The sequence below is a fragment of the Streptomyces sp. NPDC041713 genome, from assembly GCF_055591085.1.
This window is the reverse complement of record NZ_JBVIZY010000020.1, coordinates 1-13775: the sequence shown is the minus strand read 5'-3', so window position 1 is coordinate 13775 and position 13775 is coordinate 1. Positions and strand designations below refer to the sequence as shown.

At 69.6% G+C, this 13775-nt stretch carries 13 protein-coding genes and 1 pseudogene; 4 read left to right on the top strand and 10 right to left on the bottom strand.

Translation table 11 applies throughout. The features are described from left to right. Positions 1-2 precede the first annotated feature (2 nt). The 6 genes and pseudogenes from ACZ6CV_RS35345 to ACZ6CV_RS35320 all read right to left on the bottom strand — a co-directional run. Positions 3-1361 carry an MFS transporter gene (locus ACZ6CV_RS35345; protein ID WP_469255831.1) on the bottom strand — a complete coding sequence of 453 codons (1359 nt, stop codon included), beginning with the start codon at positions 1359-1361 and terminating at the stop codon, positions 3-5. A gap of 142 nt (positions 1362-1503) precedes the next feature. Next, positions 1504-2622, bottom strand: coding sequence for a DUF8094 domain-containing protein (locus tag ACZ6CV_RS35340; protein ID WP_469255760.1), 1119 nt, complete (start codon positions 2620-2622; stop codon positions 1504-1506). 144 nt (positions 2623-2766) lie between these two features. Continuing rightward, positions 2767-3822: a type II toxin-antitoxin system Phd/YefM family antitoxin gene (locus ACZ6CV_RS35335; protein WP_469255758.1), complete on the bottom strand. Its 1056-nt coding sequence runs from the start codon at positions 3820-3822 to the stop codon at positions 2767-2769. Between the two features lie 45 nt (positions 3823-3867). Continuing rightward, positions 3868-4383: a diadenosine tetraphosphate hydrolase gene (locus ACZ6CV_RS35330; RefSeq protein WP_469255756.1), complete on the bottom strand. Its 516-nt coding sequence runs from the start codon at positions 4381-4383 to the stop codon at positions 3868-3870. Between the two features lie 77 nt (positions 4384-4460). Next, positions 4461-5021, bottom strand: coding sequence for a TetR/AcrR family transcriptional regulator (locus ACZ6CV_RS35325; RefSeq protein ID WP_469255754.1), 561 nt, complete (start codon positions 5019-5021; stop codon positions 4461-4463). Between the two features lie 427 nt (positions 5022-5448). Then, positions 5449-5532, bottom strand: a pseudogene (locus ACZ6CV_RS35320) (arsenite S-adenosylmethyltransferase); the annotation flags it as partial. Between the two features lie 322 nt (positions 5533-5854). On the opposite strand from ACZ6CV_RS35320, the gene ACZ6CV_RS35315 reads away from it, so the two are divergent. After that, on the top strand, positions 5855-6475 hold the full coding sequence (locus ACZ6CV_RS35315; protein ID WP_469255752.1) for an SMI1/KNR4 family protein: 621 nt from the start codon (positions 5855-5857) through the stop codon (positions 6473-6475). 102 nt (positions 6476-6577) lie between these two features. Next, positions 6578-7282 carry a 2-phosphosulfolactate phosphatase gene (locus ACZ6CV_RS35310; RefSeq protein ID WP_469255750.1) on the top strand — a complete coding sequence of 235 codons (705 nt, stop codon included), beginning with the start codon at positions 6578-6580 and terminating at the stop codon, positions 7280-7282. 444 nt (positions 7283-7726) lie between these two features. Here ACZ6CV_RS35310 and ACZ6CV_RS35305 read toward each other — a convergent pair whose 3' ends face one another. The 3 genes from ACZ6CV_RS35305 to ACZ6CV_RS35295 form a co-directional block, all read right to left on the bottom strand. Next, on the bottom strand, positions 7727-8329 hold the full coding sequence (locus tag ACZ6CV_RS35305) for an SRPBCC family protein (protein WP_469255749.1): 603 nt from the start codon (positions 8327-8329) through the stop codon (positions 7727-7729). A 118-nt stretch (positions 8330-8447) separates the two neighbouring features. Beyond that, a complete protein-coding gene (locus tag ACZ6CV_RS35300) occupies positions 8448-9524 on the bottom strand; it encodes a YncE family protein (RefSeq protein WP_469255748.1) in 1077 nt (358 codons plus the stop codon). Between the two features lie 74 nt (positions 9525-9598). Continuing rightward, positions 9599-9958 (bottom strand): excisionase, encoded by a 360-nt coding sequence (locus ACZ6CV_RS35295; RefSeq protein WP_469255746.1) that lies wholly within the window; start codon positions 9956-9958, stop codon positions 9599-9601. A 68-nt stretch (positions 9959-10026) separates the two neighbouring features. Between ACZ6CV_RS35295 and ACZ6CV_RS35290 the strand changes: the two genes are divergently transcribed. Further along, a complete protein-coding gene (locus ACZ6CV_RS35290; protein WP_469255744.1) occupies positions 10027-11088 on the top strand; it encodes a Clp protease N-terminal domain-containing protein in 1062 nt (353 codons plus the stop codon). A gap of 25 nt (positions 11089-11113) precedes the next feature. Further along, on the top strand, positions 11114-12229 hold the full coding sequence (locus ACZ6CV_RS35285; RefSeq protein WP_469255742.1) for an FAD-dependent oxidoreductase: 1116 nt from the start codon (positions 11114-11116) through the stop codon (positions 12227-12229). A gap of 47 nt (positions 12230-12276) precedes the next feature. On the opposite strand, the gene ACZ6CV_RS35280 is transcribed toward ACZ6CV_RS35285, so the two are convergent. Further along, complete coding sequence (locus ACZ6CV_RS35280; RefSeq protein WP_469255740.1) at positions 12277-13455, bottom strand: serine hydrolase domain-containing protein; 1179 nt, start codon at positions 13453-13455, stop codon at positions 12277-12279. Between the last annotated feature and the right edge of the window lie 320 nt (positions 13456-13775).

Genomic DNA, 13775 nt, shown 5'->3' with positions numbered 1-13775 from the left:
GGCTAGTACGCGCCCGCGGTACGCCCCGGAGCGGGCCAGCGCGGGTGGCGGGCGTCGATGACGTAGTCGTGTGCGTGCCGCCAGCCGTGGGGGACCGCGTGGGCGTCGGCGAGGTGGGGGTGGTCCGCGGGCAGGGCGGTGTGGAGGTGGGTGAGGCGGGCCGGGTCGCGTACCGGCCACACCCGGGCCGCGACGGTCGCGGCGGCGAGCGCGATCCCGGCGAGCGTCACGGCGGCCGTGCCCGTACCCGCGCCGGCCGCCAGCCGCCCCGCGAGGGGGTAGGTGAGCAGCCAGCCGCTGTGGGAGAGGGCGAAGCGTGCCGCGAACGCGGCGGGGAGGTCGGCAGGCGCGGCCGAGCGGCGGACGAGTCGGCCGGCCGGCGTGAGGATCAGGGAGGTGCCCACGCCGAGCAGACCCCAGGCGAGCAACAGCTCTGCCCAGGCCGCCGTCCCGTGCGCGGACCCCACAGCGGACAGCGCGAGGACGGCACCGAGCGTGAATCCGGCGGGCAACATCACCGCTCGGTCACCGAACCGCTCCAGGCCGCGCGGTACGACCAAGGCGGCCGCCACGGAGCCGGCCCCGAACGCGGCCAAGGCAAGTGAGACGTCGCCCGCACCGCGATGCAGGTGGTCGCGGACGAGCACCACGGTGTTGACGATGACCATGGAGCCCGCGGCAGCCGTGGCGAGGTCGAGTGCGAGCAGGGCACGCAGCCGGGGTGTGGCCCAGTGCAGGCGGGTCCCGAACGTCGCTCCGGCCCAGCCGCCGCCGGTACGTTCTACGGGGCGCGGGACGGGCAGGACGACCGACAGGACGAGCGTCGCGGAGGCAACGAAGCCGAGGGCGGTGCCGACGAACAGCCAGTCGTAGGTGATCAGCGCGAGCAGGGCGGCGGCGAGCACCGGGCTGACCAGGCTCTCCAGTTCGTAGGCGAGGCGCGAGAGTGTCAGTGCGTGCAGATAGTCACGCTCGGCGGGCAGGATTTCGGGCAGGGTGGCCTGGAAGGTCGGCGTGAAGGCGGCCGAGGCGGCCTGCATCAGGAAGATCAGGACGTAGATCTGCCAGACGTGGTCGACGAAGGGCAGCGCGAGGGCGGTTCCGGCGCGGGTGACGTCCATCGCCACCAACAGGGCGCGGCGCGGCAGGCGTTCGGCGAAGGCGCCGATCACCGGGGCGAGGCCCACGCAGGCCACCATCTTGATCGCCAATGCGGTGCCGAGGACCGCGGAGGCGTCCGAGCCCGCGAGGTCGTACGCCAACAGGCTCAGCGCCACGGTCGCCAGGCCGGTACCGGTCAGGGCCAGGGCGTGGGCGGTGAACAGGCGGCGGTAGGTGCGGTTCCGCAGGACCGAACGCATGGTGGTACGTCCGCGGTGAGCACCTGACGACGTGTCGTGCTCCGGCATGGCCTCATCGTAGGTCCGTACGGGCCGGACGGGGCCCGTACGAGAGGTCGGCGCTGGTCCGTACGAGCCGGGCCCGGCGAGAGGTCGGCGCAGATCAGAGTAGGCCGCGCTGCGGGCCCTCCGCCTTGGTCATGTCCCAGCTGTCCGTGACCATGGAGACCTTGCCCTTGGCCGGGATGTACGCCTCTCCCTGGTGCAGGTAGTCCACGTTGAACAGCAGCTCGTCCTTCTTGCTGCCGACGAGGAAGGCGATCTGCGGGGACGGGGTGATGCGCGCGGCCGGGTCGGTGGCGTGCATGTACTCCTGCACGACCGCGTCGAAGAAGGTCAGCGTGCCACCTTGCTTCGTCTGGAGGGCGTAGACCTTCTTGTGGTCGGTCTCGCCCGCCTTGAACTCGGACTTGCCGCCGGGCGTGAGCATCTTGTTCTGCTCCACCGGGAATTGCGTCATCCACTTCGAGGTCTCGCTGGCGCCGACCTTTGAACCGAGCTTCTCGTCACCCTTGTAGAGCGCGACCAGTGCGTCGTCCATCTGGTCGGGGGCGAGGACACCTCGCTTCTTGGCGGTGTCGGTGACCGGGAGCACGAACCCGTCGGCGTCCTTGGCGAGTTCGGGTGTCTTGGGGTCCTTCTTGGTGGTCCAGCCGCTCCACACGGCCTTCCAGTCGCCGTCCTGCTTGTCGAAGACGACGGTGGCGCGGCTGGTCTTGGCCGAGGTGCCGCTGTGATCCTTGGTGTCGGTGCGCAGCGCGAACCAGGTGGCGTGGCTCTTCGCGGACGGGATGAGGTATTCGCGATTCACGTAGTCGAAGGGCTTGCGCCTCTCGGCCCGCTCCTTCGCCGAAAGCAGCTTGTCCTGCTTGTAGCCGTTCGCGCTCGCCTCGAAGAGTCCGCCGCCCTCGACCGCGGACAGAACGCCGCTGTCGCGCTTGGCGTTGGCCCGGTTGTTGACCTTCACGTAGTGGTCGACGATCTTCTTCGCCTCGGCCTGCGAGACCAAGCCCTTGGGCGCGCTGTCCGCAGCGTTCTTTCCGTCGTCCGCGCCCCCGGACTTCGAAGAACAGGCGGTGACGGTGAGGGCGAGCGCGGCGGTGCCCGCGGTCATGAGGAGGGCGGCGCGGGTGGTGCGGTGCGTGCGCCGCGCATGAAGCGTGGGCTGCGTGTGCTGCGTGTGCTGCGTGGGCTGCGTGTGCTGCGTGCCGAGCTTGCGCAAGGAATTCCCCGTTGGTCGGTGCGGTGGCTGACGTATCTTCCGGAACGCAACGTTAGCTTTCGCACCGACGCGCACACCTGCCGGGTGCCGCGGTGCGACGTCGGGTTACGGGACGTCGGGTTGCGCGGCGTCGGGCTTCACGCCTCAGGCCGTCCGGCGGGCGGGGCGAGCACAGCACACGTTCCCGGACGTGATCCCGTCCTGGGGCAAGGACACCCCGAAGGCGCGCTCCAGACCGGCGAAGAACAACGCGATGCCGTCCGTCCACTCGGTGTTCTCTTCCGCGCGGCGCATGTGCGGGTTGAGGAAGCCCAGGGGCGCGTCCGGGGCGAAGGGGGCCTCGCTGGGCGTGTACCAGATGAGTTCGTACATGTCGCGCCGCGCATCGAGGCTGTCGTCGAGCGGATAGGGGTTCTGGTACTCCCCGTCCTTGCTGTAGCTGAAGGCGTAGATGCCCTTGGCCGAGGTCGCCGTCAGTGTGATCTGCTCCGGGGGCGGAGGGGCGAGCCGGCGGGAGAAGGCGTGGTCGAAGTCGTGGTAGCCCAGCCACGTCCAGCCGCCCGCTTCCCCGAAGACGAGGACGCGGTCGACGTCGTCGGAGCCGTCCCGCTCGTCCCGCTCCCACACTTGGTGCAGCAGCAGTCCGTCGGTGACGTCCTGAGGGTCGGCGCCGTAGGCGAGGGCGACCTCCTCACAGGTCCGGCCCTTGATGAATTCCAGCACGGTGAAGGGGCGTTGCTCCTGCCAGCTTCCGGCGATCCAGGCGAGCCCGTCGCCGTCCGGGGGCTGGCGGGCGAGGAACTCCTTGAAGGCCGCGGCCTGTTTCGGGTCCATGTACCCCTGGCGTCCCATGGCCGCTTTGCGCTCCAGCCAGTCGAGCTCTTCCACGGACCGCAGTTCGGCGGCGACCGCGCGCTCCCGTACGAACGTCATCCGCACCCCGTCGACATCCAGGTACCGGGTGTACGGACCTTGCGACACAGGTCCGAGGGACTTCTCCCGTGCCGCCGTCGGCCGGGGCCTCGGACCGTCATAGTTGCGTTGGGCGAAGTGCTCCAACTCGGCGAGGTCGGACGCGGAGAGCAGCACCGCCGTCGCTTCGCCGCCGTCGGTGCAGGACAATCGCTCGCCCGTCTCCTCGACATGGGCGACCGCAGTCGCGAAGTCCGCCATGAACGCGCTCAGTTCGACACTCGTCATAGGCCATGACCTTAGCGACGGTAGGTCGAGCCGGGGTGCGCCGCCCTACGGGATGGTCCCGGCCGCCACCTGTCCGCCCGCCACCAGGCCGTCCAACTCCTCCGCGATCGAGGCTCGGAGCTCGTCGTGCCGGGACGCCAGCGCGTACCGCTCGTCCGCCCAGTTCTCGCGCGGGTAGAGCCAGACCGGCAGTCGCACCAGGTCGGCCGGCTCCCATGCGTACCGGGGCCAGACATGCGCGTGGAGGAATCCGTCGGTGTTGCCGAGGATCTCCAGGTTCACCCGGCGGAACCCCGCGTCGAGGCGCTGGCAGGCCAGTTCCACGGCCTCCCCGAGCGCGTCCATGTCGGACAGGAACGCATGCCGCTTCGCCTTCGGCAGGTCGGAGAGCCGCTCCACGTGGGGCTCGTCGACAAGGAGGACCGAGTAGCCCGGCAGGAACTGGACGTCACCGAGCGCGGCGAAACCGGCCGTCAACCGCCTTAGCACGGTGGGGTTTTGGCCAGCCAGCGCACTCGCTATCCGGTTCTCGCGCCAATCCCTGTGGCCCTCACTCGTCATGCCGTGTCACATCCATTCGTACGTCGCCTGTCGGGGCCCCATCCTCGCCCACGCCCCACGGCCATCGCTCGCCCCCCCTACTTCGGGTTCGTGCCCTCCCCGACCGGACAACGGTGCTGTGCGATCAGCGTGGATGCCATCTTCCGTGCCCGGAGGGCGGCGTCGACGTCGCCCTCGGCCGCCGAGATGATGGAGCCCTTCATCAGGATGTGCCAGGACCGCGCGAACGAGTCCGCGTCGCGCAGCCCCGCCTCTTCGGCCATGCCGCGCACGAGCGAGCGGATGTTGCTCAAGTAGTCGATGCTCGCCCGCCCGAGAGGGTGCTCGCAGCCCATCTCCAGCAGGACGTTGATGAACGTGCAGGTGTCGAAGTCGTCACCGCGGAACCACTCGTCGAAGACGTCGAAGATCGCCAGCAGCCGTTCCTCCGGTGAGCCGCCCCGGCTGCGGGCACCGGCCACGACGAGCCCCAACGTCCACTGCCTCTCGCGGCGGGCGAGGAACGCGAGCACCAGCGCGTCCTTCGAGGGAAAGTGCCGGTAGAGCGTGGCCTTGGCGACCCCCGAGCGCGCGATGACCTCGTCGATGCCCACAGCACGGATGCCGCGTCGCGAGAAGAGCTCGTACGCGGTACTCAATATCCGTTCACGAGGCGCGGGTCGACGCGTCTTTGGCGGCGGGACGCTGTCCATCACCGTCCAGAATAGCCCTGGACAGAGCCACCGCCCGCTGCCATCGTCTAAGCAACGGCTCACGAGACAGACCGGTCTTTCTGTCCCTGCCGAGCAGTTGCTGTGGCTTTGCGCCCCATGCACCACCCAGGATCCCGGTGTACGCATCAACCGGCAGGGCAGCCGCCGCGGGAGGCCGGCCACCCGCCCACCACCGGGAACCGCCCGACGGGTGGGGCCGCGGGCTCCCTGGCGCGCCCCTCCCACCAGGTGAGCCGCCCCACCCGTCGGACGTGCCTTGGCCGTTCAGGGCGACAGCGTGATCGGTTGTCACTCCCCCTGCCGGAGCTGACAGGGCGACGGTCACGCCCTCGGCTGCGGTTCACAGGACCTCTCCCCCACGGCCGCCCGGGACTAGGACGCGGAACATTTCGGTGAAGACGGCGGCCTTGTCGGTGGACAGGTTGATCACGCAGTTGTCGGGGGCGTAGAGGGTGGCATCGGTCTCGGACAGGGACAGGGACAGGGAAGTGGACGGGTACGGGGACGGGCCGCAACACCCGGTGCCGCCTTTGGCCCCCTGAACCGCGGCGGCCGCCTAGCGCCTGCGGACGGTCTCGCGCAGGTCGACATCCTGGCTCATGGTGCTAAGGATTCGGTCACGAAGGCTGCCGGTGGCGTATCCCCCCTATATCTGGCCATCCCGCCCGCAAGGGTGGGCACCAGGGCTGGCGGGGCCAGGGAGGCGGCAGCCGTCGGTCCAGGACCCGCTTGTCGGACGCCTGAGGCAGGATGTCGTCATGGCACCGCAGATCTTGTCCCCGTCGGAGTCCTGGCGTGTGATCGCCGACTGGCTGGCGACGCACGCCGCGGCGGATCTCCCCCAGCTCAACCCACCGGCGACCTCCGACGAGATCCGACGGGCGGAAGGGATTCTCGGCGCTCCATTCCCCGCCGACCTGGTCGAATCCCTGCGATGCCACAACGGCGTGAGCACCTGGACGACCATCCTGCCGGAGCAGTCCCCTCTCTCGGTGAGCGGCATCGTGGACCGGTGGCAGACCTGTATGGACGTCGCGGCGGAAAACGACGGCCTGACCTCTCGTCCCTGGGATGACGAGCCCTGGTGGCACCCGCTCTGGATTCCCTGGGCCGAGAGCGCCGACGGCGCCGCCCAGGTGATCGACCGACGTCCCGGTCCGGAAGAGGGGCGGCTCGGCTGGGCGGGCCACAGCGGTGGCGGCGACTTCACCGATTCCTGGCCCGATCTGGCGAGCCTTCTGCACGAGGTCGCGCAGGCCCTTCATGAGGGTGGAGAGGTCCGCGGACTGCGCCCGTACCTGACCGCGCAAGGCGGTTTGTGGTGGGACGAAGAGGGCTGCGACGAGCTGAACGGTCAGCCGCTGAGGCGCTGGCCTTAGCCCCTGCGTCAGGGAGACGCTCGCGGCGGCGGCCGGGACGGCGTGAAGTGGCGCCGGTCACCTTCCGCCCGCTTTGGGTCGGGCATGGCTGATCATGACCGGATGGACGCTCGTTTCCTCGGCATCGCCGAGCTGGTCGAAGTGCCGCGCGTGGCGGTCGTGGTCGACGTCATGCGCGCATTCACGGTGGCTGCCTGGGCCTTCGCCCAAGGGGCCGAGGAGATCGTCCTCGCCGAGTCACTGGACGATGCCCTGGCTCTCAAGACCCGCCATCCGGACTGGGTGACCCTCAAAGACGGTCCGCCTGCGCCGGGTTTCGACGCCGTCAACTCCCCTGGTCTGCTGCGGTCCGTCGACCTTCGTGGACGGACCGTCGTACAGAAGACGACTGCGGGGACGGTCGGCGCCCTTGCGGTGAAGGAGGCGTCTCTGGTGCTGTGCGCCGGCTTCGTCGTGGCAGAGGCGACTGCCCGGCTCTTGCGGGAACGCGGCTGTGACCGTGTCACGTTCGTGGTCACCGGCGAGGACGGGCGCGCCGATGAAGATCTGGCGTGTGCGCAATACATCGCGGCCAGCGCCGCCGGTGCCGAGCCGGTGGCGGCCGAGTTCCTCCGCCGCGCCGGCGCGTCACGCGCAGCCACGGAGCTGGCGGAGGGGATACGTCAAGGAGTCCATCCGGACGACGTCGCGCTCTGCCTGGAGTTGGACCGGTTCCCCTTTGCCATGGTGGCGACGCTGGAAGACTCTCTGATGATCCTCCGGCCGTGCGCAGTACCGCCGCCGCTGACCACCGAAGCCGCGCGTTGATCGCTCGCCAAGAGCTGTCCCGCAATGACCAGGAAGTCCCCGGGGCCCTGCCAATCTGCGGTTGGACGACTTCTCTACGGTGTCCTGTCTGCACTGCGAAGCCGAGATGACCATCGCGGTCGGCGACTACGGTTGCTATTCGGCCGTCCGAGACTGGGATCGGGGCGACCTCGAGCAGCGGCCCCTGCGGCCTGCCGCGGCCGAAGAACTTCGCGGTCCCGGCCGTTGGATGCACGCCACAGTCTTCCGGGACGGACAGCGGCAGCTCGCGAAGGGGATCAGGTACCTATTCGGCCATGCGGAGTGCCCCATGTGCGCCAGCGTCTTCAACATCGCGGAAGCGCACACCGCCGCAAATCTTCCTCCCGCTCTTGAAGCGGACTGAGATTGGGTCGCGCGGGCACAACACTGGCCCCCAAGGCCGACCGTGGAGCCTGCCTTCCGTCAGCGGCCGGACGCGGCTTCCAGTTCCCTCTTCAGGTTGTTCAAAGTTCGGTCGATGTTCCTCACTTGGAACGTCGCGAAGGCGTGGCCGCCCGTGGCGATACGGTCGAAGGCGCCGGCCACCCAGTCCGGCCAGGCGCGACGATCGTCCGTCCATGTCTCGGTCACCCGCGTCGCCGCCCCCGACGCTCCTGCCGTCCCCGTCCGGCCGGGTGTTACGTTGCGCGCGATCGTCCCGTCGAGCCCCTTGCGCTGTTCCCGCTCTTCGAGCCCTCCGCATTCCTTGAACCGGTACTCCCAGGTGGCGATGGGAGCCTTCAGGCGCGGGTGCTTCAGGCCGATCGCATGTACGCGGAAGGCGAAGTGCCTGCCCGGGACCGCCGCGGTCACCGTGCAGCGGGTGGTCCAGCGGAAAGCGCCGCGTTTGTTGTGCCCCTCGAACACCAGGCCCACCTGGGCGGGTTCGTCCGCGCCCGGCACCGTCGCACCGAGGTTCTCGGGGCTCCAGCGCCCCATCCGGGCAGGGCGGCTGACTTGCTCGTACACCGCCGATGGCGGCGCCTGGACCAGGATGCTGCGGGAGACTGTGAGCGTACGGGGCATGCGGGACTCCGATCCTCGACCCCCGACCCTACTCACGAGTAGCCCGGACGGGAAGTCTCTGATCGTCGAGGAGTGGTGGGCGGCCGCCGGTGCCCCGGTCTCGCTCGGCTTCCGTCTTTCAGCGCGCTGCGGGCAGCAGCGCGGCCGAGTCCGGTTCGGATCTGGTGCCGAAGCCGCCGGTGACGCTGAGTCTCTCCAGGTCGACGACGGCTATCCGGTCCGCACCGAGCAACGACACGTATGCGGTCGGCTGGTGAGGGTGGAAAGCCACCGCGGCCGGAGTGCCGTCGAGCTTGAGCGAGCGGATCGGGCGCAGGTCGGTGCCGCAGACAGTGAGCGTGCCGCCGACTATGTCCGTCACCAACAGCCGTTCGTCATCGACCGTGTACACGCGCAGGGGATCTCCGGCAACCTTCCCGCTCCGGCGCACCTTGAGGGTGTGCGCGTCCAGGGCGACCAGCGTCGCGCTCTTGCGGGCCGCTACGAACAGCGTTCTCTCGTCCTGGCTCAGGCAACTGCTCTCGGGTAGCCGGCCAGGCGTGCACAGAAGCGGCGGTACGGAGGCGTCGTGGGGCCGCACCAAGCTCACCGTGTGCGACAACAGGCCGGTGACGTAGGCCCGTTCGCCGTCCCGGGTGAGCGAGAACAGGTGGGTCTTCACCCCTTGGGTGAGCACCGCGCTCGTCGGCGCCGCATCGGTGGCCGGTGCGTCGAACCCGAGCAGGACCGCCTTCTCCTCACTCAGCGCGTACAACCGGTCGTGGCTGTCGATTCCCATGCCGTGGATGCGGTTGAACGGGCGCGTGTCGATGGTGCGCGCCAGGGATCTCTCGGCCAGGTCGATGACGAAGATCGCGGCCCCGCCCTCGCCGACGCCCGAGGACATGCGTACTCCGTAGTGCCCGACGTAGGCGAATCGCCCACGTGAGTCGACGACCATCTCGTGCGGGTACTCGGGCAGGTGGACGGTCTGCCTGCGCTCCCCCGAGGCGACGTCATAGAAACTGACCGAGTGGCCACTCTTTTCCACGACCACCAGCTCGTCCCGCGCGTCGGTCCTCGCCGCCCGCGATGCGTCGGCCTCGGCGGACGCCGCAGATGCCGGCGTCGGCGCGGACAGGCCACCCGCCCAGGCCCCTGCCCCCACCGCTGCTCCTGCCCCCACCGCCTTGATCACCGTTCGTCGTGTCACCACAGGGCCCACCCCAATCCTCCGACCCGTACGCCACACCCGGTAACCCGTAACCCGTAATCACTTGCTCGCCTGAGCTACTCCTTCTCCAGTGCCGCCAGCCGCAGTTCGAGCTGGTCGACCCGGTGCCGCAGCAGGGTCACTTGGGCCTCCAGGCTGACTTCCCGTTCCGCCCTGCGTTGAATGCGCGGGGACGCGGCGGCGCGTTCGATGACCGCTTCCAACTGGACCAGTCTCTGGGGGCCGTTGGGACCGTCCACCAGGCGGGACCGGATCTCGCCGTTGCGGTACCAGGAACGCAGGGCCGAGCGGGAAACGCCGGTCTCCGATTCAGCCTTGGCAAGTGTGACCCAGGGTGTCTCCTCCAGCTGCTCGAACAGCTCCAACTCCCGCTGCCAGCGCGCGAGTCGGGCCTCCCAGTCCGACGGTGTCTCCATCACACCCTCCCTTCGGCACGGTGACCCTATCAATAGCAGCGCATTGACATGGTTGGGACCATGGAGCCATGACTTTCGAAAGGTTTTCGGTGAAAGCCCGCAAGGTGGTCGTGACGGCTCAGGAGGAGGCGAGGCTGCTCAAACACCAGTGCATCGGCACGGAGCACATCCTGTTGGGGCTGCTCGAAGTGGCGGAAAGTACGGCGGCGAAAGTCCTGCACCAGCTCGGGTACGACAAGGTGACGGCACAGGCCGATGTCGTCGCGTTGGTCGAGCCCGGCACTCAAGAGCTATGCGGTCACATCCCGTTCGCGCCGAGCGCGAAGAAGACGCTGGAACTCGCCCTGCGTGAGGCGCAGCAGCTGCGGCACACCGACATCGGTACGGAGCACATCCTGCTCGCCCTGGTCAGGGAGGGCGAAGGCGTCGGCGCTCAGGTGCTCGCCGCTCGGTTCGATCCGATCAGCAAGGTCCGTGTCGCCGTGCTGGCGGCGCTCGACAGGCCACAGGATGTCGTCGACGTACCGTGGCCGGCCGGGACGTCCGCCGCCGAGGACACCTTGGCCACCGCCGGCGCGCTGGCCGGTGGCGCACCAGTCGGCAGCCATCATCTGCTGGAGGCGATGCTGCGGGCGGAGAACAGCATGGCCGCCAAGGTGCTGCGCGAACTCGGCGTGGATCCGGACGCCGTCGCCGCCAAGATCGACGCACTGGATCCGGAGACGACCACGGACGCGAACCCGGAGGAGTCAGCCGCCCGCAAGATGGAGCTCCGCCTGGTCGACGACGAAGTACACCTCATCCTGCGGGACCCGTCGACGATGGCGGCCGCGCAGAAGGTCGTCGAGTCGACCGGCGGCCCGGTCCAGGGCGTCGGGCCGGTCGCCGGAATGTTCGTCCCCCTCTGGCGTGCCACCAACCAGCTGCTGCAGCAGCTCCAGCACGTCCTGGAACCGGAACGGGAACAGGAATCGGAACGGGCATCTGAACCGGAATCGGAACCCGAGGGCGGAGGTGGGGGTGGGGGTGCGGCCAAGGAGGGTCGGCACGGAAAGGGTGGGCCTGGCGCGCGCGACGTGACCAAGGCCGTGCGTACGGTGCTCGCCCCCCGGCTCCGGTTCCGTCGGTGAACCGGCGACAGACGCGGAGGCAGTCATGACCATCACCATCATCGGAGCCGGCCTCGGCGGCCTGGCCCTCGCCCGGGTGCTGCACATGAACGGCATCGACGCGGTCGTGTACGAACGTGACGCGTCGCCCGACGCGCGCGGCCAGGGCGGCATGCTCGATCTGCACTCCGGGACCGGGCAGCGAGCGATGCGTGAGGCGGGGCTGATCGAGCAGTTCCACTCGATGGCCCGCCGCGAGGGACAGGACCTGCGTCTCCTCCTGCCGGACGGCACCCTGCTGCTCCAGGAGGACACGCCCGACGACGCCCCGCTCGATCGGCCCGAGGTCGACCGTGCCGATCTCCGCAACCTGCTGCTGGGCTCTCTGCCCGAACACACGGTGCGCTGGGGGCGCGCGTTGCGGTCCGTCGACGACGAGCTGCTGCACTTCGCGGACGGCAGCAGCGCCACGTACGAGCTGCTCGTCGGCGCGGATGGCGCCGATTCCCGGGTCCGGCCGCTGCTCACCGACGCCCGGCCGGCGCACACCGGTCAGAACGTCGTCGAACTCGGCATCCCCGACGTCGACCGCACCCACCCCGACATCGCGGCGATGGTCGGGCGCGGCAACTACTGGGTGCTCGGCGACGGACAGTCCCTGTCGGCGCAGCGCAACGGCGACGGCCGCGTACGCGTCTACCTCAGCTTCTACGACACCGCCGAGGACTGGCTCACGACGAGCGGGATCCCGTTCGGCGACCCGGTCGCGGCCAAGGTGCGGCTGGTCGAGCTGTTCCGGGGCTGGGACGCGCGGTTCACCGGCCTGATCGCCGCCTGCGACGACACGGTGCTGCCCCGCTCGATCTCCACGCTCCCGGTCGGCCTGACCTGGCCGTCGAGACCGGACGTCACCCTGCTCGGCGACGCCGCGCACCTGATGCCGCCGGTGGGGCAGGGCGCCAACATGGCGCTGCTGGACGGTGCCCTGCTCGGCCTCGCGCTGGCCGCGCACCCGGACGACTTCCCGGCCGCCGTGAAGGAGTACGAGACCGAGATGTTCGAACGCACCCGCGCGGCGGGCGAGCAGTCCGCGTACATCCAGGAAGTCCTGACGTCACCCGACGCCGGCCGGCGCATGCTTGCGTTCTTCCGTCCGGACTGAGCGGGCATGGCTTGCTCTGTTCCCACGGCGGGTTACGTCACTGCGGGCTATTTGCGCAGCAGCGCGCAGACGAAGTTCTCCTCCACTGTCCGGAGCCGGTCGAGCAGTTCGGGCTTGTTCGTCTTGTTGATCTGGGTGGTGAGGGAGACGGTCAGTGACCGGCTGCCGTCCGGGGTGGCCGCGATCAGCTGCGTGTAGCCGGGGAAGTTGCCGGTGTGGCCGTACACCACGCCGCAGCGCGTGGCGTACCGGAAGAGGGCCAGGCCTGCCTTGTTCCGTCCGGGGCCCGCGGGCTCGGATGCTCCCTTCACCCAGTGCCGTTGCTGACGGCGGGTCCGGTCGGAGAGCGACTTTCCGCTCGCGTGGCCGCGGATGAAGGCCGTCATGTCCTTGGGCGTCGAGATGATGCCGCCCGACGCCCAGACACCTGACGCGCTCAGCACCTCGCTGACGTCCTCGGGCGGGTTCGAGGGAGTCACGTCGTAGCCGTGCATGTACGGCGCGGGCACGCGGTAGCCCTGCGGCAGGCTCGTGCTGCGCAGACCCCACGGGCGGTACACGAACCGGGCGAGCAGATCCTCGTAACGGCGGTGTGTGACCGCCTCCGCCATCAGCGCCACAGCGATGTTGTCGGAGTTGGAGTAGCGATACCGGGTGCCCGGGCGGAACATCAACGGCTCCTCTGCCACGAAGTCAAGGAGACGGCGGGAGTCGAAGCGGCGGCGCGGGTTCTCCGTAAGGAGGGCGAGGAACCGAGGGTCCGCGCTGAAGTCGGGCAGGCCGCTGGTGTGGTGCAGGAGCTGACGCAGCGTGACCCGATGCCAGGCGCGCGGCAGCCGGGGAAGGACTTTGCCGATGGTGTCGTTCAGGTGCAGCTTCCCCTGGTCGACGAGCCGGAGGGAGACCGCCCCGCTGAACGCCTTCGCCGTACTGGCGATGCGCATGTGGTCGGTCGCCCTGATCGGGCGGCCGGTTTCGGTGTCGGCGACGCCGGCCCGGTAGATCTCGGCTTCGGCGCGAGGGCCGCGCTTGAGGACGGCGATGGCTCCGGGCGGCCCGCCGGGGGCCGTGGTCAGTTCGTGCAACTGCCGTCGCAGTGCGCGGGGGTCGTCGGCGGAAGCCTCCGCCGCGCGGACCGGAGCTTGCATCAGCCCGGCCATACAGGCAGCGGCCAGCAGGGTGACAAGGGGCAGGCGGAGCTGCTGGGGGCAGGTGGGGACCGGCACGGGAGGACTCCTGGAGCGCGAACGGGGTGGGACGCCCAGCTTCACCTGCCGGCCAGGAATCGGCGCGCGGCTCTGCTCCAACCGGCTCAGGGGTGGGTGCGCGGGCGAGTAACGTGCCGCGTTCCGCGCAGAACTTTTCTTCCCCGATGGCGGAGTACAGCCGTGGCGGGGAGACCTGGCCGGGAGCTGGACCGCCTGCAGGGTGCCGGCCGGTGTCAACCGGAGGCGTCGCGACGGCTCCGGGGAGGAGAGGACACACCGGAACTGCTGGATGGTGGTGCATCAGCAATACGAGCGGGGCCGAGCTGGGCGAGGCCACC

What these genes read in the sequence shown, in the direction of transcription:
- ACZ6CV_RS35315 (WP_469255752.1), top strand. Translation starts at nt 5,855, where the DNA reads ATGGCACCGCAGATCTTGTCCCCGTCGGAGTCCTGGCGTGTGATCGCC.
- ACZ6CV_RS35295 (WP_469255746.1), bottom strand. Translation starts at nt 9,958, where the DNA reads ATGGAGACACCGTCGGACTGGGAGGCCCGACTCGCGCGCTGGCAGCGG.
- ACZ6CV_RS35285 (WP_469255742.1), top strand. Translation starts at nt 11,114, where the DNA reads ATGACCATCACCATCATCGGAGCCGGCCTCGGCGGCCTGGCCCTCGCC.
- ACZ6CV_RS35290 (WP_469255744.1), top strand. Translation starts at nt 10,027, where the DNA reads ATGACTTTCGAAAGGTTTTCGGTGAAAGCCCGCAAGGTGGTCGTGACG.
- ACZ6CV_RS35305 (WP_469255749.1), bottom strand. Translation starts at nt 8,329, where the DNA reads ATGCCCCGTACGCTCACAGTCTCCCGCAGCATCCTGGTCCAGGCGCCG.
- ACZ6CV_RS35335 (WP_469255758.1), bottom strand. Translation starts at nt 3,822, where the DNA reads ATGACGAGTGTCGAACTGAGCGCGTTCATGGCGGACTTCGCGACTGCG.
- ACZ6CV_RS35345 (WP_469255831.1), bottom strand. Translation starts at nt 1,361, where the DNA reads ATGCGTTCGGTCCTGCGGAACCGCACCTACCGCCGCCTGTTCACCGCC.
- ACZ6CV_RS35310 (WP_469255750.1), top strand. Translation starts at nt 6,578, where the DNA reads ATGGACGCTCGTTTCCTCGGCATCGCCGAGCTGGTCGAAGTGCCGCGC.
- ACZ6CV_RS35330 (WP_469255756.1), bottom strand. Translation starts at nt 4,383, where the DNA reads ATGACGAGTGAGGGCCACAGGGATTGGCGCGAGAACCGGATAGCGAGT.